Here is a 23,860-nt window from a genome sequence, read left to right as displayed (position 1 = left end):
CGAAGGCTATCGGTCGCCCGAGCCCACGCCGCGAGGGGGTACGGCGAGCCGTCCACCGGCGCGGCCGGGGCCGGTGTCACGCGATGCGCGCGTGCGCCGTGCCGCGCCGTGCCGCGGTCAGCAGTCCGCGTGCGGCGGTGATCGCGCCGATCCCGACGATCGCCGCGGCGACCGACATCCCCAGCACGCCGTTGAGCGGCAGCGCGATACCGATCGCGCCGCCCACCACCCAGGACATCTGGAGCAGTGTCTCGGAGCGGGCGAAGGCGGAGGTCCGCACCTGTTCCGGGACATCCCGCTGGATCACCGCGTCCAGCGAGAGCTTCGACAGGGCCTGGGTGAATCCGGCCACCGCGCACAGCACCCCGATCATCAGGCCGCCGAAGAACAGCGCCGCGACGATCGCCGCGGTGAGGGCGATGGCCAGGACGGTGGCGATGATCAGTTCAGGTCCGCGGGCCTTCAACCAGGCGCCGACCGCCGTCCCCAGCGCGTTGCCCGCCCCGGCGGCCACGCCCACGATGCCCAGGGAGACGACGGCGCTGTGCCCGAAGAGCGGATGCTCGCGCAGCAGGAAGGCGAGGAAGAAGGTCAGAAAGCCGGAGAGGGCGCGATGGGACGCGTTCGCCTGGAGGCCGTGCAGCACCGCCGGGCCGACCGTACGCAGCGAGGGCTTCCGCTTCTCCCCATGGACGACCGTGACCAGCCGCGCCCTGCGCTCGCCCTTGGCCGAGTCCACCGTGCCCGGCAGCGTGAACGCCAGGAACGTGCCGACGAGAAAGATCAGGCACGCGCCGTACAGCGGCCACTTCGGACCGATCAGATGCAGCCCCGCGCCGATCGGCGCGGCCACACCGGTGGCCAGCAGCCCGGCCAGCGTGACCCGGGAATTGGCCCGCACCAGTGAGAACCGGGGCGGCAGCAGCCGGGGGACGACCGCGCTGCGGACCACCCCGTACGCCTTCGACGCCACGAGCACCCCGAGCGCGGCCGGATACAGCTCCAGACCGCCCGTGATGACGGCGGTCGACATGAGGATCGCGAGCGCGGCACGGGTGAACATGGCGCAGGCCATGGCGGCGCGGCGGCCGTGCGGCAGACGGTCGAGGAGCGGGCCGATGACGGGGGCGAGCAGGGTGAAGGGCGCCATGGTGACGGCGAGATAGAGCGCGACGCGGCCCCGCGCCTCGTCCGTCGGCACGGAGAAGAAGACCGTGGACGCGAGAGCGACGGTGATCATGACATCGCCCGCGCCGTTCACGGCGTGCAGCTCGATCAGCTTGCCGAGCCCCGACTCCCCCGCGCCGTGCGCGTGGGTCGCCTTGCGGATACCCCTCGCCCCGGCCGTCAGAGGCAGCCGCAGGGCATGACCGATGGCCCGCCCGGTCCTCCGGACCGGGCCGGCCGTATGCGTATCGGACGACCTCACGGCTGCCACCTCGTCATAGTGCCCCAAGGCCTCCTGGTGCGAACCGATTCCGGGCGTGACGGGGCCGTGACGGTGCCATGAAGGACGAGCCGACGCCGGTCGCCGGAGCGCCGGGGAGAGTTCACCGGCCGGTCCCCGAGTGAGGGAGAACCGGTGCCGGAGCGATGGGCGCGCCCGGAATCTCTCCCGGGTGGATCCGAACACATTGTCGGCCTCTCACCATGGGGTTCTCCCGGGTCACGGCCTGGTTGCGGTGTGCGCGGAAGTCCGGGAAAGGCGGCGTGCAGGTGGGCGGGGGGCGAGAGAGGGGGTAGCGTGCGTAGCGCGCCACCGGCGGTTGTTCTCGGCCGCGCGCCTCTTCGTCATCCCGCAGAATGGATAACGGTAGGTGTGCCCGAGGAGTGATCGGGCGTGGACGTCGATGCGGCCCTCTGGTCCGCTCCGCCCTCGGCTCGTACATCGCGATTCGGCCGGCGCACCCGTGAGACGGCGTAGGAGAGAAGCGAGACCTGTGAGTGCTGCGACGACGCGAAGCCGAACCCCCGACCGCCTGTGCGCCGAGGCGGTAGACCTCGCCAGGGCGGCTGCCGAGGAGGCCGCCGCGCCCGGTGTTGTCGGGGAACATGTCTCGGTGGTGGCGGACGGGGACCGGGTCGTCACGCACTTCTTCGAGTGCAAGGAGCCCGGCTACCGGGGCTGGCGCTGGGCGGTGACGGTGGCGCGGGCGTCCCGCGCGAAGGTCGTCACGCTGGACGAAACGGTGCTGCTGCCGGGCCCCGACGCCCTGCTGGCCCCCGAGTGGGTGCCCTGGAGCGAACGGCTGCGCCCCGGCGACCTGGGCCCCGGCGATCTGCTGCCCACCGAGGCGGAGGATCTGCGGCTTGAGCCCGGCTACTCCGGCGCGGACGCACCGCCGCCGAACTCGGCGCTGCCGGATGTGGTGACCCCGCAGAACCTCGCGGACCTCGTCGAGGCGGAGGACGCGACTCCGGAACCGGCGGAGCGCGCGGCGGACCGCGCGGCGGACCGCGCGGCGGACCGCGCGGCGGACCGCGCGGCGGACCGCGCGACGGACACGTCGCCCCCGCCCGAGCGTGGCTCGATCGCGTCGGTCGCCGAAGAACTCGGCATGCGCCGGGCACGGGTGCTGTCGCGGTACGGGCTGCACGCGGCGGCGGACCGCTGGGACGAGGCGTTCGGCGCGAAGACCCCGATGGCACAGGCGGCGCCCGCGCCATGCGTGACCTGCGGCTTCCTGCTGCCCTTGGCGGGCTCCCTGCGACAGGCCTTCGGCGTCTGCGCGAACGAGTTCTCGCCGGCGGACGGGCGGGTCGTCTCGCTGGCGTACGGGTGCGGGGGGCACTCCGAGGCGGCGGTGATGCCGAAGCCGCCGCGGCGGGCGGCGCCGGTACTGGACTCGATGGCGACGGACGCGTTCCCGCTGAGGCCGTCGTCGGACAGCGGGTCGGTGATCACGGCGGAGGACGAGTCGGAGGACCTGGGCCACTCGTAGCCTTCCGGTCGGGGGTCGTTGTCCGGGTCCGTTTCGGCTCGGGCCGCGCTCCGTTTGGGCTGGGGGCGGTTTCCGGGTGCGGGTTGTTGCCGGGGTGCGCTCCGGGTTCGCGTCCTGGACTGCATGATTTACGGCGCGTTCTGGCCAGTCGATGGTTCGGGCGTTCGTGCGCCACACATCACGCTCTACGTCCCGGACACGATCCCTGCGCGCCCCCCTTCACCGCCCGTCACGGATTGGCCCGGCTGTGCGCGAGGGCACGTGCGACCACCGGCACCACGACGCACGCACCCGCACCCCCCGCCGGAGGCGCACCGCGCCGTACCCCGCACCCCGCCCGACGGCGCCTCGCGGTACCTTCGGGCCCGCACGTACGCGACAGCGAAAGAGCGGAGTCACAGCGTGAGCGTCAGGACCACCGAAGGGGCCGACCCGTTCGGGACGGCTCGGCTGCGGCGTGGAGTGCTCGATTCCTGGGGCGCCAGCCCCGCGCGGTTCCGGGAGGACGCCAATGCCGAGGAAGACCTCGCGCTCGGCGGCTACCGCGACCGGCTCGTCATCGAGCTGGCCCAGAACGCCGCCGACGCCGCCGCCCGCGCCGGCGTGCCGGGCCGGCTCAGGCTGACCCTGCGCCCCGGCGGAGCCGAAGGCCCCGCCGTACTCGTCGCCGCCAATACGGGCGCGCCGCTCGACGCGACCGGTGTCGAGTCGCTCAGCACGCTGCGCGCCTCGGCCAAGCGCGAGGGGCACGAGAGTGCCGTGGGACGGTTCGGCGTCGGGTTCGCCGCCGTACTCGCCGTCAGTGACGAGCCCGCCGTCATCGGGCGGCACGGCGGGGTGCGTTGGTCCCTCACGGAGGCCCGCGAGCTGGCCGGGCGGGCCGCCGACGCGAGCCCCGGCCTCGGGGACGAGCTGCGGCGCCGTGACGGACACGTACCGCTGCTGCGGCTGCCGCTGCCGGCGGAGGGCACGGCTCCCGAGGGGTACGACACGGTCGTGATCCTGCCGCTGCGGGACGGCACCGCCGCCGATCTGGTGGCGCGGCTCCTCGCCGAGGTCGACGACGCGCTGCTGCTGACGCTCGCGGGTCTCGCCGAGGTCGCGATCGAAACCCCTGACGGGGTACGGGTGTTGCGCCGCTCGCAGGACGGCCCGTACATCGACGTCGACGACAGCGCGGACGGCGCCACGCACCGCTGGCGGGTCGTCGCACATCACGGTGCGACGCCGCCCGCGCTGCTCGAAGGGCGGCCCGTGGAGGAGCGGCTGCGGCCCCACTGGTCGGTCACCTGGGCCGTGCCCGTGGACGGCGAGGGCGCCCCGGCCCGGCCCCGTACCGCGCCCGTCGTGCACGCGCCGACGCCCACGGACGAGCCGCTCGGCGTGCCCGCGCTGCTGATCGCCTCGCTGCCGCTGGACACCACACGGCGCCATCCCGCGCCGGGACCGCTCACCGACTTCCTGGTCGGGAAGGCGGCCGACGCGTACGCGGAACTGCTCGGTGGCTGGGAGCCGGTGTCGACCGGCACCATCGATCTGGTGCCGGGTCCGCTCGGCAAGGGCGAGCTGGACGGCCTGCTGCGGGCCGCGATCCTGGAGCGGCTGCCCCGGGTGGCCTTCCTCGCTCCGGCGGCTCCGAGCGAGGAGCTGACCGCGCTGCGGTCGTTCGAGGCGGAGGTCGTGGAGGGCGCGGGCGCCGACACCGTGAGTGTGCTGGCGGAGGTGTTGCCGACGCTGCTGCCCGCCGGGTTGGAGCGGCGGGTGGAACTGCGCACGCTCGGCGTCGGGCGGCTGCCGCTCGGGGAGGCCATCGAGCGGATCGCGGGCGCCGAGCGACCGCCCGGCTGGTGGTGGCGGCTGTACGAGTCGCTCGCGGGCGTCGACCCCGAGCGGCTGTCCGGGCTGCCGGTGCCGCTCGCCAATGGGCGTACGACGATCGGACCGCGGCACATTCTGCTGCCGCTGCCCGACGCCGCGGGGTCGGCCGATCTGGCGCGGCTCGGGCTGAAGGTGGCGCACCCCGAGGCCACGCATCCGCTGCTGGAGAAGCTGGGCGCGCTGCCCGCCACGCCTCGGGCCGTACTGACCACCCCGCAGGTACGCGCGGCGGTCGCCGCTTCGCTGGACGCGGGCGAGGTCTGGGACGAGGACGTCGACACGCCCGACGCGGAGGAACTGGCCGAGATCGTGCTCGGTCTCGTACGCGACGCCGGTCTGGAGGTGGGGGACGAGCCATGGCTCGGCGCGCTGGCGCTGACCGACGAGGACGGTGAGCTGGCGCCGGCCGGTGAACTGGTGCTGCCCGGCAGCTCGTTCGCGTCAGTGCTGCGCGAAGACGAACTCGCCTACTGTGACGGGGAGTTGGCCGAGCGCTGGGGCGAGCAGCCACTCGCCGCGTGCGGCGTCCTGGCGGACTTCGCGCTGGTGCGGGCCACGGATGTGGTGCTGGACCCCGATGAACTGGAGCCCCGCGAAGGGGACTTCGCCGAACCGGACGACGCGGGGCTGCTGGACGCGGTCGATGTGTGGTGCGAGGACGTACTGGACCGGCTGCCGGAGACGCCCGTACCGCCGGTGGCGACCGAGATCGTGGCCGTACGGGACCTGGATCTGGTCGACGACGACGCGTGGCCGCGCGCGCTGGCGTTGCTGGCCAGGCCGCCGCTGCGGGACGCGCTGACGCAGTCCGTACGGGTGCTGCTGCCGGACGGTACGACGGAGACGGTGCGTTCGTACACCGCGTGGTGGCTGCGCGACCATCCCGTACTCGACGGGCGCCGCCCGGCCGGACTGCGGGCCGCGAGCGGTGACCCGCTGCTGGCGGGGTTGTACGACTCCGTGGACGCGACGGGCTTCGACGACGCGCAGGTGCTGCGGGCGCTGGGGGTGCGGACCTCGGTCGCCGCGCTGCTGGACGAGCCGGGCGGCGCGGCGGAGCTGCTGGGGAGGCTGGCCGACCCGGAGCGGGAGGTGAGCCCGGAGCAGCTGCACGGGCTCTACACGGCGCTCGCGGATCTCGATCCCGAGCAGGTGACCCTTCCGGACGAGCTGCGGGCGGTCGTCGACGGCGAGGTGCGCGTGGCCGACGCGGCGGACGCGGTGATCGCGGACGCGCCCGATCTGCTGCCGCTGGCGGGCGGGCTGCCGCTGCTGCCGGTGTCACCGACCCGGGTGACCGAGCTGGCCGAACTGCTTCAGGTGCGACGGCTGAGCGAGGTGGTGGCCGACGCGGCGGAGGTGACCACGGAGGGCGAGGAGCACACGGTCCCGGACTCGGTCCGGGTACTCCTCGGCGGGGGCACCCCCGACACCTATGTGGAGCACGAGGAACTTCTCGCGGGCGGTGTCGAGCTGGACTGGCGCCGTACGCCGGACGGAGTGGTGCACGCGGCGACGCTGGAGGGTGTGGCGGCGGGGCTCGCCTGGGCGGCGGGCCAGTGGCCGCGGCGGTTCGAGGTGGCGGCGCTGCTGGAGGATCCGTCGCGGACGGCGGAGCTGGCCAGGGACCGCTGGTTCGACTGACAGCCCGCCTGACGGGGCGGGGCGGGGCGGGACGGGTCGGCGCAGAAGCGGGAGCCGTAGCCGTAGCGGCGGAAACGTGGGTCGTAGCGGCGGAAACGACGAAGGGCCCGGCGGCCGGGCCCTTCGTCGTTCCGTCAGGGGCGTTTCCGCCCGGCACTACGCGGGGAATCTGCGGCCCACCCACCGCCAGCAGAACTCCAGCGCCGCCGACGCCACCACCGCGATGGCGACCGCCGTCCACGGCATCGTCGTACCCACCAGCTTCAGCGCGAAGAAGTGCTGGAGCCACGGCACGGCCAGCACCACCAGGAACCCGGCCCCCATCGCCACCACCAGGCCGATCCGCCACCAGGTGTAGGGGCGCGCGACGATCGCGAGGACCCACATGGAGACCAGGAACAGCGTGAGCGTCGCCGCGCTGGTCTCCGCGTTCAGGGCGTCGGGGCCGGAGTAGTAGCTCCGGGCCAGCAGATACGTGACGAAGGTCGCGACCGCCGCGATGATGCCCGAGGGGATCGCGTACCGCATCACCCTGCGCACGAAGTTCGGCCGCGCGCGCTCGGTGTTGGGGGCCAGCGCCAGGAAGAACGCCGGGATGCCGATCGTCAGCGTGGAGAGCAGCGTCAGATGGCGCGGCAGGAACGGGTACTCCACCTGGAAGCAGGCCACCAGGACCGCCAGCAGCACCGAGTAGACCGTCTTCGTCAGGAAGAGCGTCGCCACGCGCGTGATGTTGCCGATGACCCGGCGGCCCTCCGCGACCACCGACGGCAGCGTCGAGAAGCTGTTGTTCAGCAGCACGATCTGGGCGACGGCGCGGGTCGCCTCCGAGCCCGAGCCCATCGAGACGCCGATGTCCGCGTCCTTCAGCGCCAGGACGTCGTTGACGCCGTCCCCGGTCATCGCGACCGTATGCCCGCGTGACTGGAGCGCGCCGACCATGTCGCGTTTCTGCTGGGGCGTGACCCGGCCGAAGACCGCGCCCGAGTCGAGCGCCTCGGCCATCTTCGCCCGCTCGGCGGGCAGATGCCGCGCGTCGACCGTGTGCTCCGCGCCCGGCAGGCCGAGCTTTCCGGCCACCGCGCCGACCGAGACCGCGTTGTCGCCGGAGATGACCTTGGCGGCGACGTCCTGTTCCGCGAAGTACGCGAGGGTGTCGGCGGCGTCGGGCCGCAGCCGCTGTTCCAGGACGACGAGCGCGGTCGCGCGGGCCCCGGACGCGGCGTCGGGCGCGTCGAGCTCGCCGTCGACACGGGCGAGCAGCAGGACGCGCAGACCCTGCCGGTTGAGGTGGTCGATCTCGGCGAGTGCGGGATCGCCCGAGGCCAGCAGCACATCGGGCGCGCCGAGCAGCCAGCGGGCGGCCTCCCCGTCGGTCCGCCCGTCGGCCTGCCCGTCGGACTCACCGAAGGCGGCACCGCTGTACTTGCGCGCGGAGGAGAAGGGCAGCGCCTTCGTGACGGGCCACTGCCCGCTCTCGTCGCGGTAGGCGTCGATGATCGCCTGGAGGCTGGCGTTGGGGCGCGGGTCGGACCGCCCGATCGCACCCAGGACCCGCCGTACGTACGTCACGTCCGCGCCGTTCAGCGGGCGCAGCTCGCGGACGTCCATGCCGCCCTCGGTGAGCGTGCCCGTCTTGTCGAGACAGACGACATCGACACGGGCCAGCCCCTCGATCGCGGGCAGCTCCTGCACCAGGCACTGCTTGCGGCCGAGCCGGATGACCCCGATCGCGAAGGCGACGGAGGTCAGCAGGACGAGCCCTTCGGGGATCATCGGGACGATGCCGCCGACGGTCCTGGCGATGGAGTTCTTGAAGTCGTTCTGTTGGACGACGAGCTGGCTGATGATGAGGCCGAGGGCGGTCGGGATCATCATCCACGTGACGTACTTGAGGATCGTGCTGATGCCGTTGCGCAGCTCGGAGTCGACCAGCGTGAAGCGGGACGCCTCCTCCGCGAGCTGCGCGGCATAGGCGTCGCGTCCGACCTTGGTCGCCCGGAACGCGCCGCCGCCCACGACCACGAAGCTGCCGGACATCACCTGGTCGCCGGGGCGTTTCAGGACCGGATCCGCCTCGCCGGTCAGCAGCGACTCGTCCACCTCGATGTTGTCGGCCTCGACCATCTCGCCGTCGACGACGACCTTGTCACCGGGGCCGAGCTCGATGAGGTCCCCGAGGACGATCTCACTGGTGGAGATCTCGGCGGCGACGCCGTCACGCCGTACGGTCGGCTTCGCCTCGCCGATGACCGCGAGCCCGTCGAGGGTCCGCTTGGCGCGCCACTCCTGGATGATGCCGATACCGGTGTTGGCGATGATCACGAAGCCGAAGAGGGTGTCCTGGATCGGCGCGACGAAGAACATGATCACCCAGAGAACGCCGATGATCGCGTTGAAGCGGGTGAAGACATTGGCGCGGATGATCTCGGAGAGGGAGCGGCTGCTGCGGACCGGGACGTCGTTGACCTCGCCGCGGGCGACATGCCGCGCCACCTCGGCGGCGGTCAGGCCGCTGTGGCGGTCGCTGGGCCTGGGCGGCCTCATGGGGTGTACGGGGTCGAGTCCGGCGCCCGTGTCGATGACCGGGCCGTGAGATCCGCGGCCGTGCGGCTCGGGGTCATCGGGCTCGGGGCCGTCGGTGTCGATCTTCGCCCGCTGCGTCATGGTTCCGACGGTACGGCCGGTGGGGCGCGTTCACCCGCCGACCGGGGAGAAGATCCGACCCGGGGACGAGGCGGATCGTCCCTGGGCAGTACGCCGAGGGCGGCTGGATGCGACTTTGGCCGGGGCGGGTCGGGGCTGGGTCGGGGCCGGGGCGGGTGTCAGGGTGTGCCGTCCGAGTCGTTCGACTGGTTCGCCGCCGCGGCCGCCGCACGCTTGATCGCCGCGTCCCGTCCCCGTACGTACCAGATCCCGATGAGCCCGAGCCCGCCGCCGGCGAGACAGGTCCAGATCCACCAGGTGTGCCCGTGATCGCTGAACCAGCCGTAGAACGGGAGCTGGAGAAGGAAGAGGGCGAACCAGATGATCGTGCCGCCCGTGATGGTGCCGACGACCGGCCCCTCCAGGGGCTCGGGCGCCGCACGCCGGGGAGTTCCCGTCCAAGAACCGGTCATGCCCGTCAGTCTATGCGGGGCCCACAGGGGGTTTGAGCGGACTCTACGCGCGGAGATAGCGATCTTCGACTCATGTATTCATACTGAAACGGTTTCTGGCTGACTTGTTTTGTTCGTTTGAATGTCCAAGTCGGGCTGGATTTCGCTCGCCAGTCCGCCCTTACCTGCCTGCTTCTGTCCTACTCCTGTCCTTGCCTGTCTCCTTCGCATGATGACTGAGGTTCCGCATGCCCCCCTCGGCCACCGCTCCGGTCGGTTCCGATGCCCAGCCGCCGACCCCCGGGCAGCCGTCCGGCGGGCTGGACCGGTTCTTCAAGATCTCGGAGCGCGGCTCCACGGTCGGTCGTGAGATACGCGGCGGCTTCGCCACCTTCTTCGCGATGGCGTACATCATCGTGCTGAACCCGATCATTCTCGGTAGCGCGAAGGACATGTACGGGCATCAGCTCGACAACGGCCAGCTGGTCACCGCGACCGTGCTGACCGCGGCCTTCTCCACGCTGCTGATGGGGGTCATCGGCAATGTGCCGATCGCCCTGGCGGCCGGCCTCGGCATCAATACCGTCGTCGCCCTCCAGCTCGCCCCCAAAATGAGCTGGCCCGACGCGATGGGCATGGTCGTTCTCGCCGGTCTCGTGGTGATGCTGCTGGTCGCGACCGGTCTGCGGGAGCGCGTGATGAGCGCCGTGCCGCTGGGGCTGCGCAAGGGCATCGCGATCGGTATCGGCCTCTTCATCATGCTGATCGGGCTGGTCGACTCCGGCTTCGTCTCGCGTATCCCGGACATCGCCCGGACCACCGTGCCGCTCCAGCTCGGCTCCAACGGACATCTGCACGGCTGGCCGGTGCTGGTCTTCGCCATCGGGGTGCTGCTCACGCTCGCGCTGATCATCCGTAAGGTGCCGGGCGCGATCCTGATCTCCATCGTGGCGATGACGGTCGTGGCGATGATCATCGACGCGGTCGTGAAGGTGCCCAGCTGGGGTCTGACGACCCCGAAGTGGCCGGGGAACCCGGTCTCCACCCCGGATTTCGGTCTGATCGGGGACTTCAGCCTGTTCGGCGGCTTCGAGAAGGCCGGCGTCCTGACCGGTGTGCTGTTCGTCTTCACCGTGCTGCTGTCGTCCTTCTTCGACGCGATGGGCACGATCCTGGGCGTCGGTGACGAGGCCAAGCTGATGGACAAGCAGGGGAACCTGCCCGGTATCAACAAGGTCCTCTTCGTCGACGGCATCGCGGTCGCGGCCGGCGGCGCGTCCTCGGCCTCGGCGAACACCTGCTTCGTGGAGTCCACGGCCGGTGTCGGCGAGGGCGCGAGGACCGGGCTGGCGTCCATCGTCTCGGGTCTGCTCTTCGCCGTGGCGCTGTTCCTCACGCCGCTGGCGACGATGGTCCCGTCCCAGGCCGCGACGCCCGCTCTGGTGGCGGTCGGCTTCCTGATCCTGGCCGGTTCCGTACGGGACATCGACTGGGGCGACTACACCATCGCCGTTCCGGCCTTCCTGGCGATGGTGATGATGCCGTTCACGTACTCGATCACCAACGGCATCGGCATCGGCTTCATCAGCTTCAGCGTGCTGCGGCTGGCGGCCGGGCGGGGCCGCGAGGTGCCGGTGGCGATGTATGTCGTATCGGCTGTCTTCGTCTTCTACTACGCGATGCCGGCGCTGGGGCTGACGTAGGCCCTGTCTGACGCCCGGACCTGGGCGCGGGACGGACGCGGCGCCGGGGCCCGGGCGCCGCGTCGGGCCTGGTGCGGGGCTCGGCACGGAGTTCGGCACGGGGCTCCGCGCGGGCGGCGACAGGGGCGGTGGCGGGGGCCGCCTCATGTCACTCCGTACTCGTTCACCCCGTAGAACTTCTCCGTCTCTTCGACGGCCGTCTTGAAGCGTTCGTCGAAGTCGTCGCGAATGAGCGTCCCCACCACATAGTCCTGGACGCTCATTCCGCGTTTGGCGGCATGCCGCCGGAGCCGGTCGAGCAGCTCACCGTCGATCCGCAGGCTGAGCACTGTCGATCCCATACGCACCAGGGTCGGGCCCATACGCACCCTCGTGCGTCACTTTCCGCAGTGCTCTCACTCGTTTGGGTGATTGGCGTCATGATCTTAACGCTCGCCCATCCGCTTCTGGGAGCCCCGCCCGGGCGCGTGCATGCCGGGTGGTATTTAGACTGGGTAATGAGTTACGCTAACAAACATGCCTGACCTATCCCACGGCGACGAGAACGAAGCCGCCGTGAACTCTCTTCGCTCCGCCGTCATGCGGCTGGGCCGGCGTCTGAAGCACCAACGTGTCGACGAGTCGCTGAGCCCCACCGAGATGTCGGTACTGGGCACCCTCGCGCGCTGTGGTTCCGCCACCCCCGGCGAGCTGGCGCGCAAGGAGCATGTCCAGCCGCCGTCGATGACCCGCATCGTGGCACTGCTCGAAGCGAAGGGTCTCGTCAGGCTGGAGCCGCACCCCGACGACCGTCGGCAGAAGGTGGTCAGCCAGACAGAGCGGGCCGAGGCGATGCTCGAAGAGAGCCGTCGCAAGCGCAATGTCTGGCTGGCGTCCCTCGCCGAGGGCCTGGACGATGACGAGTGGGCGAAGCTGCGCGCTGCCGCCCCCGTACTGGAGAAGCTCGCCCACTTGTAATTCGCGCGCCTTGAGGAGGCGAACCCACTTTGAGTACGGGATCCGGAGCAGACTCCGCCCCCGCACCGAAATCCACCCACGACCTCACCACCTCGGACCGAGCCACCCCGGATACCTCGGACGCCTCGGACACCTCGGACACCTCGGACACCTCGGACAGGGCTACCTCGGAGAACACGCCCTCGAAGAACACGACTTCGAAGAACACGACTTCGGAGAGTGCGACTCGGGACAGCCGTATATCCAATGGACCTATGTCCGATGGCTGTCCATCCGACGGCCGTATATCCGGCGGCCGCGTATCCGACAGCGGTATCGGCGACTCCGAGAGTGAGATACCCGACGGCACGGCCGTCGAGCGCAGGACCGACGGCGGGATGTTCTCGTCGCTGAAGATCCGCAACTACCGGCTGTTCGCGACCGGCGCCGTCGTCTCCAACATCGGTACGTGGATGTCCCGGATCACCCAGGACTGGCTGGTCCTCAGCCTCACCGGCTCATCGGCCGCCGTCGGCATCACGACGGCCCTCCAGTTTCTGCCGATGCTGCTCTTCGGCCTCTACGGCGGCGTCATCGCCGACCGCTACCCGAAGCGACTGCTCCTGCTCTTCACTCAGGCCGCGATGGGCCTGTGCGGCCTCTCGCTCGCCGTTCTGACGCTCTCCGGACAAGTCCAGGTCTGGCACGTCTATCTGATCGCCTTCCTGCTCGGCATGGTGACGGTCGTCGACAACCCGACCCGCCAGTCGTTCGTCTCCGAGATGGTCGGCCCCGACCGGCTGCGTAACGCGGTCAGCCTCAACTCGGCCAACTTCCAGTCCGCCAGGCTCATCGGCCCCGCCGTGGCCGGTGTCCTGATCACCACGGTCGGCAGCGGATGGGCCTTCATGCTCAACGGCCTGTCGTTCATCGCCCCGCTCGTCGGGCTGCTGCTGATGCGCCAGCACGAACTGCACAAGTCCGTCCGCGTACCGCGCGGAAAGGGCCAGCTCAGGGAGGGGCTGCGCTATGTGCGGGGTCGTCCGGAGCTGATCTGGCCGATCGTCCTGATCGGCTTCATCGGCACCTTCGGCTTCAACTTCCCGATCTGGCTGACGGCGTTCGCGCACGGGGTCTATGACGGCGGCGCCGGCCTGTACGCCTTCTTCAACATCCTGATGGCGGCCGGCTCCCTGGCGGGCGCCCTGCTCGCCGCCCGCCGGGGCTCCAGCCGGCTGCGGGTGCTCCTTCTCGCGGCCATGGCCTTCGGCGTGCTGGAGATCGCGGTGTCCTTCTCGCCGTGGGTCTGGCTGTTCTCGCTGGTGCTCGTGCCCATCGGCATGCTCGGCATGACGACCAACATCAGTGCCAATACGAGCGTGCAGATGGCGTCCGACCCGGAGATGCGGGGCCGGGTGATGAGCCTCTACATGATGGTCTTCGTCGGCGGCACCCCCATCGGCGGCCCGCTTCTCGGCTGGGTCACCGATACGTACGGCGCCCGCGTCGGCTTCGCCACGGGCGGCCTGGTCTCGCTGCTCGCGGCGGCGGCGATCGGCCTGATCCTGGCCCGGGTGGCGGGGGTACGGCTGAAGGTGGGCCTGCGCGGCGGACGCCCGCATGTGGCGTTCGTGCCGAAGAAGGGGCAGCTGGCGACGGCCGCGTGAGGCGACGGTGGTCCGTACCGGCGAACGTGCGTGCGGTGCGGACCACCACGGGACGTGGTGTCAGCGGCGGGGGAAGTCGTCAGTGCGCAACGTCAGGGCTGAGCCGGCGATGGTGAGGTCGATTTCCATGCCGAAGGTGGCGGTCAGTTCGCCCGTGTACTCGCCCTCCTTCGGATCCGTGTAGACATGACACCTGCCGGTGTACGGATCGGCGATGACGTAGACGGGGATGCCTGTCGCGGCATATACGGCCTTCTTCGGGCCGTAATCGTTGGCGGCCGTGTCCTTCGAGATCACCTCGGCGATGAACTCCACGTCTGCGAAGTCCCATCGGCCACGAGCATCCTGCTTCGCGTCAGCGGCCAGCTTGACGACATCGGGGCAGAATCCGTTCAAGTGTCCGGGAAAGTCGAACCGCACGTCGGACTTCAGCTTCGCGGACCTGCCGAACGTGTCTTCCAGGCCTCACAGAAAGCGGCGGATGATCTCCCAATGGGTGTCCCGTTGTGGCGACATGTAAATGGCCCCACCGTCGATCTCGACCTTGTATCCCTCGGGGACGGGCATCTCTTCGAGCAACTCGAACATCTTGTCCAGAGTCAGCCCGTTGCTCTCCTCGGCCATGGCGATCCTGACGGTCTCTACGACGGCGGTCATCCTGGCGCTCCTCCCCGCTGCCGCGAGACTGCGGCAGCCGCGCAGTACAACGATACGCACGGTGACGGGGTTACGTACGGCATCGGACGGCTGGGAGACTCGGCCTCATGAAGCAGGGGAGGTTCATGAGCCGGGGAGGTTCATGACCATGAGACTGTTCGCCGCCGTGCTGCCGCCCGCCGAAGCCGTCGAGGAACTGGCCCGTGCCGTGGACCGGCTGCGGGGACTGCCCGGCGCCGACGGGCTGCGGTGGACCGGCCGCGACGGCTGGCACTTCACGCTGGCCTTCATGGGGGAGGTCGAGGACGGGCTGCTGCCCGGGCTGACCGAGCGGCTGGAGCGGGCCGCGCGGCGTACGGAGCCGTTCGCGCTCCGTATCCAGGGAGGCGGGCACTTCGGCGGGCGGGCCCTGTGGGCCGGGGCCGCCGGGGAGATCGGCGAGTTGCGCCGTCTCGCGGAGCGCTCCGCCGCCGCGGCGCGGCGGGCCGGGGTGCCGATGGAGGAGCACCGCCGCTACCAGGCGCATCTGACGCTCGCGCGCAGCCGTGGCGGGCGTACGGATGCGGCTGGTCGTACGGGTGCGCTTGGTCGTACGGGTGCGGCCGGTCGTACGGATGTGGATCTGGCGTTGTACGCGGACGCCCTCGTCGCCTTCGAGGGCACGCCCTGGGAGGTGGCCGAGCTGGTCCTCGTACGCAGTCGGCTGCCGGTGAGCGGGGTGCCGGGGGAGCAGCCGCGGTACGAGGCGGTCGTGCGCTGTCCCCTTGGCCGGTCCCGGCCGAGGGTGTCCGGGTAACCCGGGCGTCGGCGCTGTCACCCCCGGCCGTTAACCTCGACGTGTGGACCCCAAAACCCGGAACCGCATCATGGCGGGCGTGCTTGTGCTGATGTTCGCGATCATCGCTGTGGCGGCCGCGGTCGGTTAGTCACCGGCCCCGGCCGCCGTCAGTCACGCTCCGACGTCATCGGGCGTCATCGGGCGTTATCTGGCGTCATCCGGTCGTCATCCGTCGCCGGTACGGACCGGTCGCCCGCGTACTACCAGGCGAAGGCCTCCGGCGACGGGCCCGTGCCCGGGAAGATCTCGTCCAGCGAGGACAGGACCTCCTCCGACAGTTCGAGCTCGACCGCCCGCAGGGCCGACTCCAGCTGCTCCAGCGTCCGCGGGCCGACGATCGGGCCCGTCACCCCGGGCCGGGTCAGCAGCCAGGCCAGTGCCGTCTCGCCGGGGTCGATGCCGTGCTTGTCGAGCAGGTCCTCGTACGACTGGATCTGCGCCCGGATCTTCGTATCGGCGAGCCCGGCGCCCGAACGGCCGGTGGCCGTGCGGGCGCCGCCGCCCTCGCGCTCCTTGCGGATCGCGCCGCCCAGCAGCCCGCTGCCCAGCGGCGACCAGGGGATGACCCCGAGGCCGTACTCCTGCGCGGCCGGGATGACCTCCATCTCGGCGCGGCGCTCGGCGAGGTTGTACAGGCACTGCTCACTGACCAGACCGTACGAACCGAGCCGGCGGGCGGTTTCGTTGGTCTGGGCGATCTTCCAGCCGGGGAAGTTGGACGACCCCGCGTAAAGGATCTTGCCCTGCTGGATCAGCGTGTCGATGGCCTGCCAGATCTCCTCGACCGGGGTGTCGCGGTCGATGTGGTGGAACTGGTAGAGATCGATGTGATCGGTCTGGAGCCGCTTGAGGCTGGCGTCGACCGCCCGGCGGATATTGAAGGCGGAGAGCTTGTCGTGGTTGGGCCACGCGGGGTCCTCGGCGGCCATGTTCGCGTAGACCTTGGTGGCGAGGACGACCTTGTCGCGGCGGTCGCCGCCCTTGGCGAACCAGGTGCCGAGGATCTCCTCGGTACGGCCCTTGTTCTCACCCCAGCCGTAGACATTGGCGGTATCGAAGAAATTGATGCCCGCGTCGAGAGCGGCGTCCATGATCGTGTGGCCGTCGGCCTCATTGGTGAGCGGGCCGAAGTTCATCGTCCCGAGGACGAGTCGGCTTACCTTGAGTCCGGTGCGTCCGAGCTGCGTGTACTTCATGAGTCCACAGCCAACGCGTTCGAGCGCGCTCGAAGCAACCCCTGCTGGGCCTTGTGGTCGTGTGTCCTCGTGTCCTCGTGTCCTCGTGTCCTCGTGTCTCCGGCCTCTCCGGCCGTCTCAGCCCGCGAACGCGTCGATCGCCGCCCGTACTTCGCGGCGTTCTTCGGTGCTGCCCTTGTGCCCCGCGTCCTTGATGACGATCAGCCGCGCGTCCGGCCAGGCGCGGGCCAGCTCCCAGGCCGTACCGAGGGGCGCGCTCAGATCGAAGCGGCCGTGCACCAGCACGCCGGGGATTCCCGCCAGCCGTCCCGCGTCGCGCAGCAGCGCGCCCTCGTCGAGCCAGGCGCCGTGCGAGAAGTAGTGCGCGCAGATCCGTACGACGGCGCGCCGCGCGGCGGCCTCCCGCTCGCCGAACGGGTGGGCCGAGCCATGCGGCTCCATGGAGAGCACGGCGTCCTCCCAGGCGCACCAGTCGGTCGTGGCCCGTTCCCGTACGGCGGGGTCGGGATGCTCCGTCAGCCGGGCGTAGGCGGCGACGAGATCGCCGGTGCGCGCGCCGCGCTCGGCCTCGGGGACGCCCGCGCGGAAGCGGTCGTACTCCTCGGGGAAGATCTGTCCGACGCCCCCGTACAGCCAGTCGATCTCCGACCGCCGGGTTGTGGTGACCCCGGCGATGACGATCTCGGAGACGCGTTCGGGGTGCCGCTCGGCGTACGCCAGGATCAGTGTCGAGCCCCAGGAGCCGCCGAACAGGAGCCAGCGGTCGATGCCCAGATGGACCCGCAACCGTTCCATGTCGGCGATGAGATGGTCGGTCGTGTTGTGGCGCATGTCGGCGGCCGGGTCGCTCGCGTGCGGGGTGCTGCGTCCGCAGTTGCGCTGGTCGAACAGGACGGTGCGGTAGCGCGTGGGGTCGAAGAACCGCCGGGAGCGCGGGCCGGCTCCTGATCCGGGACCGCCGTGGACGACGAGCGCGGGCTTGCCTCGGGGATTGCCGCAGACCTCCCAGTGGACGAGGTTGCCGTCGCCGACGTCGAGCATGCCTTGGTCGTAGGGCTCGATGGGCGGGTAGAGCGGGTCGGGTGACGGGGGCTGGGGCGGGCTTGTGACCGGGGGCGGGCTCGTGGCCGGGGGCTGGTTCTCTGCCGGGGGCTGGTTCTCGGCTCGGGGCATGGGGCGGGCTCCCTGGGTGTGGCGCGCGGGGCGCGGATCGTTTGTCGATGTCGGCGCCGACCCTACAGATGCGACAGCCCTGTTACATTTTCTTTTATGACGTCAGACAGCCCCGGTCCGTATGACGCGCGGGGTTCGCGCCTTCCATCCGGCTCGCCGGGTCCCGAACTGCTCGGGACCCGGCTACGGCATCTCCTCGACCGTCTCGACGCCGGTGTCGAGGCTGTCTACACGGATTTCGGCATGGACGGCTTCCGCCCCCGCTATACCCCCGTCGCCCGCGTCCTGGCCGCCGCGCCGGGACCGTGCTCCATCCGCGAACTGGCGCAGGCGACCGGAGTGACGCACTCCGCGGCGAGTCAGACGGTCGCGCAGATGGCCAAGGACGGCCTGGTCGTCCTGGCTCCGGGCGATGACGCGCGGCGGCGCATGGTACGGCTGACACCCCGGGCGGAGGAGCTGCTACCGGCGCTGAACGCCGAGTGGGAGGCGACCTCGGCCGCGGCGGCGGAGTTCGAGGCGGAGCTGCCGTACCCGCTGAGCCGGCTGATCGGCGAGGCGCTGGAGGCGCTGGACCGCCGCCCCATGCGGCAACGGATCGCGGACCGGGCGCCTTTGGTCGCGGGCTCGGGTACGGACTCGAATGCGGGCCCGGATGCGGGCTCGCGCTCGGGCTCGGGTACGGGTACGGGTACGGGTACGGCTACCCCTCGGCCCTGACCCCCTATCACCTCTATCCCCCCAACCACCCCGCCGCGTCCAGGCGGAATGCCTGGGGTGGGGTTACCGCGCGGAGGTCCGACTCCATGGCTCGGACGCGGTCCCGGCCCAGCGTTTCGGCCCACTCGTCGCGTAGGCGGTCGAAGATCGCGGCCGAGCGGGCGAGGGCGTCGAGGCCATGTGGAGTGAGGCGGACCAGTTTGCGGCGGGCGTCCGCCGGGTCATCGGTGCGTACCGCGTAGCCCAAGGACTCCAGGCGGTCGACCGTCTTGCCCGCAGCCTGCTTGGAGACGCCCAGGCGGCGGCCGATCGTGACCGCCGTGGCGCCGTCACGGCCGATGGCCTGCATGGCGAAGCCATGGACCGGCCGTACGTCCGGGTGGCCCTGACGGGCCAGTTCGGCATGCAACTGGTCGATCAGGGACCGGAATCCGGCGAAGAGCAGCAGGGGCAACTCAAAGCCGGGCGTGTCCCGGCCATCGTCCCTGCCTCCGTCGTGCACGCGCTCAGCCATTGCTAAACCAGACAACCTGGTTTACCTTTTTATCGTCAACCATGTTGTCCATCCTATCGAGGAGCGCCCTTCCCGTGTCCTCCCGCTTCATTGACCACACCCTCGAATCCGCGCCCGCCGCCTCCCGTCGTGCCATCGAGGCCACCACGCACCACCTGGGTTTTCTGCCGTCCGCCGTCGCCCGTCTCGCCACCTCGCCGCAGTTGCTCGACGGTTTCCAGAAGCTCACGGGGCTCTTCGACGCCACGACGCTCGATCCACTCGCGCGTGAGGTCATTGTCATGACCGTCGCCGTACGCAACGCATGCCATCTCTGTGTTGTCGTGCACACCGGGAAGCTCAGGGCGCTCGGCGCCCCTGACGAGCTGATCGATGCGCTGCGGGAGCAGCGCCCGGAGCGGCCGGAACGCCCGGAGCGGCCGCTGCCGGACGAACGCCTCGAAGCCGTAAGGCAGTTCACCCTCGCCGTCCTCGCCACCGCCGGCAGCGTCGATGACGAGACGCTTGACACCTTTCTCGCGCATGGATACACCGAGCGCAACGCCCTGGAAGTCGTCCTCGGTATCGGCGCGTACACGCTGTCGACCCTGGCGAACCGACTCACCCGGGCACCGATCGACCCGCGGTTCGGGGCGGATCCCGCACTCGCTTGAGAGCGGACCGGCCATCCGGACCGGCCATCCGGACCGGCCATCCGGACCGGCTACCCGGACTGGCCATACCGGCAGGCCGGCGCGGGCGGGGATGGCAGTCTTGACGCATGCGTTCGCTTCCGCGCCACCTCGGCCCGCGCGTTTCCGGTGCCATCGCCGCCGTCCTGCTGATGACAGCCTCCGCGGTGGTGTTCGCGCCCGCCGTCACTCCCGCCGTGGCGGCCGACGAGGGGGCGCCGGACCAGAGCTTCACGATCAAGGACCCGAGGATCATCGAGTCCAGCGGTCTGGCCGCCAGCCGAACCCATCCCGGCGTCTACTGGACACACAACGACAGCGGCTATGGGCCCCAGATCTATGCCGTGGACTCCAGGACCGGTGAGACGGTCGCGACGCTCACCCTCGAAGGCATCGGCAAACCCCGGGATGTAGAGGCCATCTCCATGGGGCCCGATGGGAATGTGTATGTCGGCGATATCGGCGACAATCTGAACGGCACCTGGGATCACGTGTGGATCTACCGCTTCCCCGAGCCCAAGCAGCTCAAGGACGCGACGGTACGGGCCACACAGTTCACCGTGAAGTACGCCGACGGGCCGCGCGACGCCGAGTCGATGATGGTCGACCCCAAGACCGGGCGGGTCTATATCGCCTCGAAGAACGAGGACGGCGGCGGTCTGTACGAGGGCCCCGCGGAGCTGACCTCGTCCGGGACGAACACCTTCCGGCGGATCGATGACGTGCCCTGGGTGACGGACGGGGCGTTCTCGCCGGACGGCAAGGAACTGGTGCTGCGTTCGTACTTCAGCGCGCGTGCCTACGCGTGGCAGAACGGCCGGCTGGGCAAGGAGAGCCGGATCAGCGCGCCGTTCCAGCGGCAGGCCGAGTCGGTGACCTACACGGCGGACGGCAAGGCGCTGATGTTCGGCACCGAGGGCGAGAAGAGCGGGGTCGTGCGGGTGGACCTGGACAGGGGCACCGACGGCGGCGCCTCCTCCGAGGGCAACTCCTCCTCCGGAAGCGGGAATTCCTCGTCGGGCGGGGCCGCGAACGGGGGTACGGCCGAGGGCGCGGGCGCCGGCGAGAACCAAGGGAACGCCACTCTCGGCGCGATCATCGTCATCGGTGGGGCGGCGCTGGTCTTCGCCTTCAAGCGACTGCGCCGGAAGGACTGAGGCGGACCACCGGCCGCGTCCCGTCACCCGGCATCTTTCATCCCTGCGTACCGCGTCCTGGCGTCGTACCGCGTCCCGTCGTCTTCCGTCCCGTCGTTTCCTGCTACGTCGTCTCCCGTTCCCGCTCCGCTTCCGCTTCCGCTTCCGCTTCCGCCTCCGTCGCACGTCGTTCGACCAGCGCCTCCAAGCCGTCGAGGATGCGCTGGAGCCCGAACTCGAAGTGGTTGAATTCGGGGCCGAACGCCTCCACGGACAGCGAGGCCATGACCGGATACACCCCACTGTTCATGGCGTTCGACAGAACGGGCTCCTGAATCCGCCAGAACTCCTCGTCGGTGATGCCCGACTTCTTCTCCGCCTCGATGGCGTGGACTTGTGTACGGGCGATCCCGGTCACATAGCTCTCGATCATGATGATCACCGAGACCAGCTCCGGGTCGCTCAGTCCCATTCCCTTGATGGCGGAGAGCGTCTTCTCCAGCCCGCCGACCGAGTTCGGGCCGAGGACCGGCCTGGCCTGGTTCACGGAGAGCAGCCAGGGATGGCGCTGGTGGAGCGCGAGCGCGGCGCGCGCCATCTCCTCGGTGGCGGACCGCCAGCCTGACGCGAAGCCGGGGCTTTCGGCCGGCATGGCCGTCTCGCCCTGTACCTGGTTCAGCATCAGATCGATCAGCTCGCTCTTGCCGGGCACGTACCGGTAGAGCGACATGGTGCCCGTACCCAGCTCGGTGGAGAGCCTGCGCATCGAGACGGCGTCCAGGCCCTCGGCGTCCGCGAGCGCGACGGCGGTCGTGACTATCCGGTCGAGCGTGAGGCCGGGTTTGGGGCCGCGGCTGGGGCGTTCGCCCGATCCCCAGAGGAGTTCGAGACTGCGCGTGACGTTGCCGCTGCCGGTCGATTCCGTCGATGTCATGGGCTCAGCGTAATCCCCTGGAAAGAAAATGGGTACGGTGTACTCTCATGTGGGTACGCTGTACTCAGTTGATCGATGGCTTGCCTGGGAGGGGCTGTGAACGAACACGCCGTGCTGGCGGAGGCGATCCAGAAGAGGTACGGGGAGAAGGGGACCAGCGAGAAGAAGGGGACCAGCAGGAAGAGGGGGAAGAGGGGCAAGGAGGGGGAGAGGGGAGGGACGTACGCACTCGACGGCTTCGACCTCGCCGTGCGCAGAGGCACCGTGCATGGGCTGCTCGGGCCCAATGGCGCGGGCAAGACCACCGCGGTCCGGGTGCTGGCGACCCTGCTGCGGTTCGACGGCGGGCGGGCGGAGGTGGCGGGCGTCGATGTGGCGCGCGATCCCCGGGGGGTGCGGAGCAGGATCGGTCTCGCCGGGCAGTACGCGGCGGTCGACGAGATCCTGACCGGCCGGCAGAACCTGGAGATGTTCGGCCGCCTCTTCCATCTCGGCTCACGGCGGGCCGCGCTGCGCGCGGGTGAGTTGTTGGAGCAGTTCGATCTGGTGGAGGCGGGCGACAAGGGCGTCGGTGAGTACAGCGGGGGGATGAGGCGGCGCCTGGATCTGGCCGCGTCGATGATCCTCGCCCCACAGGTCCTCTTCCTCGACGAGCCGACGACCGGTCTCGATCCGCGCGGGCGCGGTGAGGTCTGGGACGCGGTCCGGGCCCTGGTGGCGGGCGGCACGACCGTATTGCTCACCACGCAGTATCTGGACGAGGCGGACAAGCTCGCGTCGCGCATCACGGTCATCGACCAGGGGCGGGCGATCGCGGACGACAGCCCGGCCGAGCTGAAGAACACCGTGGGCGGCGACCGGATCGAGGTCGTGGTGGCGGAGCGTGCGGACATACCGGTGGCGGTCGAGGCGGTGGCCCGGGTGGCCGACGCGGTGGTGGAGACGGACGAGGCGGCCCGCCGGGTGCACGCGGCGGTGAGCGACCGGGTGGCCGCGCTGACCGAGGTGGCGCGCACGCTCCAGGACCGGGGGACGGCGGTGGAGGACATCGGGCTGCGCAGGCCGAGCCTCGACGATGTGTTCCTCCGGCTGACCGGGCGCCGTACGGGCGTCGACGCCGATATCGCCGCCGGCCAGGACAGGGGCCAGGAGGGGGGTCCGAACAGGGGCCAGGACGGGGGTCCGGGCGGGGGCATGTCCGGGGACATGAAGGAGGGGGTGGCGGCATGAGTGCCGTGCTGGATCTGGAGACCGGGAGCGACTACGGAAGCGGTCATGGCCGGGCGTACTGGGCGGTGTCCGACTGCTGGAATGTCGTACGGCGGGGGCTTACGCACTATCAGCGTCAACCGGTCTATATCGTCTGGCAGTTGGGCTTCCCGATCGTCTCCGTGCTGCTGTACGGGTATGTCTTCGGCAGCGCCATGATGGTGCCGGGGGGCGGCGACTACCGGGAGTTCCTGATGCCCGGGATGTTCGCGATGACGATGGCCTTCGGCTTTATGAACACGGCGACGGCGGTGGTCACCGACAGCGTCAAGGGGGTCATCGACCGGTTCCGGTCGATGCCGATGGCCCCGTCGGCGGTGGTCACGGGCCGAGGGGTCGGCGATCTGCTCACGGCGGTCGCGGAGCTGCTGATCCTGGCCGTGACGGCGTTCGTGATCGGCTGGCGGTGGGACAGCGGGTTCCTGGGCGCCCTCGGAGCCTTCGGACTGCTGCTGCTACTGCGCTTCTCGCTGATATGGGTGGGGGTATGGCTGGGCCTGCTGCTGCCCGGCCCGGAAGCGGCCGGGAACCTCTTCGTGGTCGCCTTCCCGCTCACGATGATCTCCAGCGTCTTTGTGGCGCCCTCGCTGATGCCGGACTGGCTGGGCACCGTGGCCGCGTGGAACCCGGTGTCCTCGACGGTGACGGCGACGCGCGAACTGTTCGGCAATCCGGTGGCGAGCGGCGGCACCTGGCCGGAGGACCACGCCTTGCTGCTGTCGGTGGCCTGGCCGCTGGCGCTGACGGCGGTGTTCGTTCCGCTGGCGGTACGGAGGTTTCAGCGGCTGAGCAGATGAGCGAGTAGCAGATGAGCGAGTAGCGGAGGGCGAGCTACGGGGGCGCATGCGACGGACCCCGGCGCGGTGTGAGTGCGCCGGGGCCCG

19 protein-coding genes and 1 pseudogene are annotated in these 23,860 nt (G+C 70.5%); 11 read left to right on the top strand and 9 right to left on the bottom strand.

The window, feature by feature from the left end:
• Positions 1-76 precede the first annotated feature (76 nt).
• Positions 77-1,438 carry an MFS transporter gene (locus tag ABTZ59_RS03855; protein ID WP_351389822.1) on the bottom strand — a complete coding sequence of 454 codons (1,362 nt, stop codon included), beginning with the start codon at positions 1,436-1,438 and terminating at the stop codon, positions 77-79.
• A 502-nt stretch (positions 1,439-1,940) separates the two neighbouring features.
• On the opposite strand from ABTZ59_RS03855, the gene ABTZ59_RS03850 reads away from it, so the two are divergent.
• Positions 1,941-2,942 carry a DUF3027 domain-containing protein gene (locus tag ABTZ59_RS03850; protein WP_351389819.1) on the top strand — a complete coding sequence of 334 codons (1,002 nt, stop codon included), beginning with the start codon at positions 1,941-1,943 and terminating at the stop codon, positions 2,940-2,942.
• Positions 2,943-3,344: 402 nt separating this feature from the next.
• Positions 3,345-6,464 (top strand): sacsin N-terminal ATP-binding-like domain-containing protein, encoded by a 3,120-nt coding sequence (locus tag ABTZ59_RS03845; protein ID WP_351389816.1) that lies wholly within the window; start codon positions 3,345-3,347, stop codon positions 6,462-6,464.
• A 156-nt stretch (positions 6,465-6,620) separates the two neighbouring features.
• Here ABTZ59_RS03845 and ABTZ59_RS03840 read toward each other — a convergent pair whose 3' ends face one another.
• Positions 6,621-9,131, bottom strand: a complete 2,511-nt coding sequence (locus ABTZ59_RS03840; RefSeq protein WP_351389813.1) for an HAD-IC family P-type ATPase — start codon at positions 9,129-9,131, stop codon at positions 6,621-6,623.
• Between the two features lie 158 nt (positions 9,132-9,289).
• Positions 9,290-9,583 carry a DUF2530 domain-containing protein gene (locus ABTZ59_RS03835; protein ID WP_351389810.1) on the bottom strand — a complete coding sequence of 98 codons (294 nt, stop codon included), beginning with the start codon at positions 9,581-9,583 and terminating at the stop codon, positions 9,290-9,292.
• A gap of 227 nt (positions 9,584-9,810) precedes the next feature.
• Between ABTZ59_RS03835 and ABTZ59_RS03830 the strand changes: the two genes are divergently transcribed.
• Positions 9,811-11,265, top strand: a complete 1,455-nt coding sequence (locus ABTZ59_RS03830; RefSeq protein WP_351389807.1) for an NCS2 family permease — start codon at positions 9,811-9,813, stop codon at positions 11,263-11,265.
• A 143-nt stretch (positions 11,266-11,408) separates the two neighbouring features.
• Here the strand turns inward: ABTZ59_RS03830 and ABTZ59_RS03825 are convergent, their stop codons facing one another.
• Complete coding sequence (locus ABTZ59_RS03825) at positions 11,409-11,606, bottom strand: ribbon-helix-helix protein, CopG family (protein WP_351389804.1); 198 nt, start codon at positions 11,604-11,606, stop codon at positions 11,409-11,411.
• Positions 11,607-11,781: 175 nt separating this feature from the next.
• On the opposite strand from ABTZ59_RS03825, the gene ABTZ59_RS03820 reads away from it, so the two are divergent.
• Together ABTZ59_RS03820 and ABTZ59_RS03815 are read left to right on the top strand one after the other, a co-directional pair.
• A complete protein-coding gene (locus tag ABTZ59_RS03820) occupies positions 11,782-12,222 on the top strand; it encodes a MarR family winged helix-turn-helix transcriptional regulator (protein WP_249952129.1) in 441 nt (146 codons plus the stop codon).
• A gap of 377 nt (positions 12,223-12,599) precedes the next feature.
• Positions 12,600-13,868: an MFS transporter gene (locus ABTZ59_RS03815; RefSeq protein ID WP_351390130.1), complete on the top strand. Its 1,269-nt coding sequence runs from the start codon at positions 12,600-12,602 to the stop codon at positions 13,866-13,868.
• Between the two features lie 60 nt (positions 13,869-13,928).
• On the opposite strand, the pseudogene ABTZ59_RS03810 reads toward ABTZ59_RS03815, so the two are convergent.
• Positions 13,929-14,525 (bottom strand): annotated as a pseudogene (locus ABTZ59_RS03810) (Uma2 family endonuclease).
• 148 nt (positions 14,526-14,673) lie between these two features.
• Here ABTZ59_RS03810 and thpR point away from each other — a divergent pair.
• The gene (gene thpR, locus ABTZ59_RS03805; RefSeq protein WP_351390127.1) at positions 14,674-15,321 is read left to right on the top strand and encodes an RNA 2',3'-cyclic phosphodiesterase; all 648 of its coding nucleotides are present in this window, start codon (positions 14,674-14,676) and stop codon (positions 15,319-15,321) included.
• A 242-nt stretch (positions 15,322-15,563) separates the two neighbouring features.
• On the opposite strand, the gene ABTZ59_RS03800 is transcribed toward thpR, so the two are convergent.
• Both ABTZ59_RS03800 and pip read right to left on the bottom strand, forming a co-directional pair.
• Positions 15,564-16,559 (bottom strand): aldo/keto reductase, encoded by a 996-nt coding sequence (locus tag ABTZ59_RS03800; RefSeq protein ID WP_351389800.1) that lies wholly within the window; start codon positions 16,557-16,559, stop codon positions 15,564-15,566.
• Between the two features lie 117 nt (positions 16,560-16,676).
• Positions 16,677-17,732: a prolyl aminopeptidase gene (gene pip / locus ABTZ59_RS03795; protein ID WP_351389795.1), complete on the bottom strand. Its 1,056-nt coding sequence runs from the start codon at positions 17,730-17,732 to the stop codon at positions 16,677-16,679.
• 96 nt (positions 17,733-17,828) lie between these two features.
• Between pip and ABTZ59_RS03790 the strand changes: the two genes are divergently transcribed.
• Positions 17,829-18,452 carry a MarR family winged helix-turn-helix transcriptional regulator gene (locus tag ABTZ59_RS03790; RefSeq protein ID WP_351389792.1) on the top strand — a complete coding sequence of 208 codons (624 nt, stop codon included), beginning with the start codon at positions 17,829-17,831 and terminating at the stop codon, positions 18,450-18,452.
• A 13-nt stretch (positions 18,453-18,465) separates the two neighbouring features.
• Here ABTZ59_RS03790 and ABTZ59_RS03785 read toward each other — a convergent pair whose 3' ends face one another.
• Entirely contained in the window at positions 18,466-18,966 is a 501-nt protein-coding gene (locus ABTZ59_RS03785; protein WP_351389788.1) for a MarR family winged helix-turn-helix transcriptional regulator, read from the bottom strand.
• A 41-nt stretch (positions 18,967-19,007) separates the two neighbouring features.
• Here ABTZ59_RS03785 and ABTZ59_RS03780 point away from each other — a divergent pair, with 41 nt between their 5' ends.
• Both ABTZ59_RS03780 and ABTZ59_RS03775 read left to right on the top strand, forming a co-directional pair.
• Positions 19,008-19,619, top strand: coding sequence for a carboxymuconolactone decarboxylase family protein (locus tag ABTZ59_RS03780; protein WP_351389784.1), 612 nt, complete (start codon positions 19,008-19,010; stop codon positions 19,617-19,619).
• Positions 19,620-19,726: 107 nt separating this feature from the next.
• Complete coding sequence (locus ABTZ59_RS03775; RefSeq protein ID WP_351389781.1) at positions 19,727-20,794, top strand: WD40 repeat domain-containing protein; 1,068 nt, start codon at positions 19,727-19,729, stop codon at positions 20,792-20,794.
• Positions 20,795-20,897: 103 nt separating this feature from the next.
• Here the strand turns inward: ABTZ59_RS03775 and ABTZ59_RS03770 are convergent, their stop codons facing one another.
• Positions 20,898-21,707 carry a TetR/AcrR family transcriptional regulator gene (locus tag ABTZ59_RS03770; RefSeq protein ID WP_351389779.1) on the bottom strand — a complete coding sequence of 270 codons (810 nt, stop codon included), beginning with the start codon at positions 21,705-21,707 and terminating at the stop codon, positions 20,898-20,900.
• A 75-nt stretch (positions 21,708-21,782) separates the two neighbouring features.
• Here ABTZ59_RS03770 and ABTZ59_RS03765 point away from each other — a divergent pair, with 75 nt between their 5' ends.
• Positions 21,783-22,937, top strand: coding sequence for an ATP-binding cassette domain-containing protein (locus ABTZ59_RS03765; protein ID WP_351389775.1), 1,155 nt, complete (start codon positions 21,783-21,785; stop codon positions 22,935-22,937).
• Positions 22,934-23,773 (top strand): ABC transporter permease, encoded by an 840-nt coding sequence (locus tag ABTZ59_RS03760; RefSeq protein WP_351389771.1) that lies wholly within the window; start codon positions 22,934-22,936, stop codon positions 23,771-23,773. The genes ABTZ59_RS03765 and ABTZ59_RS03760 overlap by 4 nt, the downstream gene beginning before the upstream one ends.
• The last annotated feature ends 87 nt before the right edge of the window (positions 23,774-23,860 follow it).

Origin of the sequence: Streptomyces sp. NPDC094034, assembly GCF_040303865.1 — a bacterium.
In the GTDB taxonomy this organism is placed as follows: domain Bacteria; phylum Actinomycetota; class Actinomycetes; order Streptomycetales; family Streptomycetaceae; genus Streptomyces.
This window is presented reverse-complemented; position numbering and strand designations above follow the sequence as displayed.

Excerpts from the sequence above, each read along its gene's own strand:
- ABTZ59_RS03840 (WP_351389813.1), bottom strand. The coding sequence starts at position 9,131 with ATGACGCAGCGGGCGAAGATCGACACCGACGGCCCCGAGCCCGATGAC.
- ABTZ59_RS03835 (WP_351389810.1), bottom strand. The coding sequence starts at position 9,583 with ATGACCGGTTCTTGGACGGGAACTCCCCGGCGTGCGGCGCCCGAGCCC.
- ABTZ59_RS03830 (WP_351389807.1), top strand. The coding sequence starts at position 9,811 with ATGCCCCCCTCGGCCACCGCTCCGGTCGGTTCCGATGCCCAGCCGCCG.
- ABTZ59_RS03825 (WP_351389804.1), bottom strand. The coding sequence starts at position 11,606 with ATGGGATCGACAGTGCTCAGCCTGCGGATCGACGGTGAGCTGCTCGAC.
- ABTZ59_RS03820 (WP_249952129.1), top strand. The coding sequence starts at position 11,782 with ATGCCTGACCTATCCCACGGCGACGAGAACGAAGCCGCCGTGAACTCT.
- ABTZ59_RS03815 (WP_351390130.1), top strand. The coding sequence starts at position 12,600 with ATGTTCTCGTCGCTGAAGATCCGCAACTACCGGCTGTTCGCGACCGGC.
- thpR (WP_351390127.1), top strand. The coding sequence starts at position 14,674 with ATGAGACTGTTCGCCGCCGTGCTGCCGCCCGCCGAAGCCGTCGAGGAA.
- ABTZ59_RS03800 (WP_351389800.1), bottom strand. The coding sequence starts at position 16,559 with ATGAAGTACACGCAGCTCGGACGCACCGGACTCAAGGTAAGCCGACTC.
- pip (WP_351389795.1), bottom strand. The coding sequence starts at position 17,732 with ATGCCCCGAGCCGAGAACCAGCCCCCGGCAGAGAACCAGCCCCCGGCC.
- ABTZ59_RS03790 (WP_351389792.1), top strand. The coding sequence starts at position 17,829 with ATGACGTCAGACAGCCCCGGTCCGTATGACGCGCGGGGTTCGCGCCTT.
- ABTZ59_RS03785 (WP_351389788.1), bottom strand. The coding sequence starts at position 18,966 with ATGGCTGAGCGCGTGCACGACGGAGGCAGGGACGATGGCCGGGACACG.
- ABTZ59_RS03780 (WP_351389784.1), top strand. The coding sequence starts at position 19,008 with ATGTTGTCCATCCTATCGAGGAGCGCCCTTCCCGTGTCCTCCCGCTTC.
- ABTZ59_RS03775 (WP_351389781.1), top strand. The coding sequence starts at position 19,727 with ATGCGTTCGCTTCCGCGCCACCTCGGCCCGCGCGTTTCCGGTGCCATC.
- ABTZ59_RS03770 (WP_351389779.1), bottom strand. The coding sequence starts at position 21,707 with ATGACATCGACGGAATCGACCGGCAGCGGCAACGTCACGCGCAGTCTC.
- ABTZ59_RS03765 (WP_351389775.1), top strand. The coding sequence starts at position 21,783 with ATGGCTTGCCTGGGAGGGGCTGTGAACGAACACGCCGTGCTGGCGGAG.
- ABTZ59_RS03760 (WP_351389771.1), top strand. The coding sequence starts at position 22,934 with ATGAGTGCCGTGCTGGATCTGGAGACCGGGAGCGACTACGGAAGCGGT.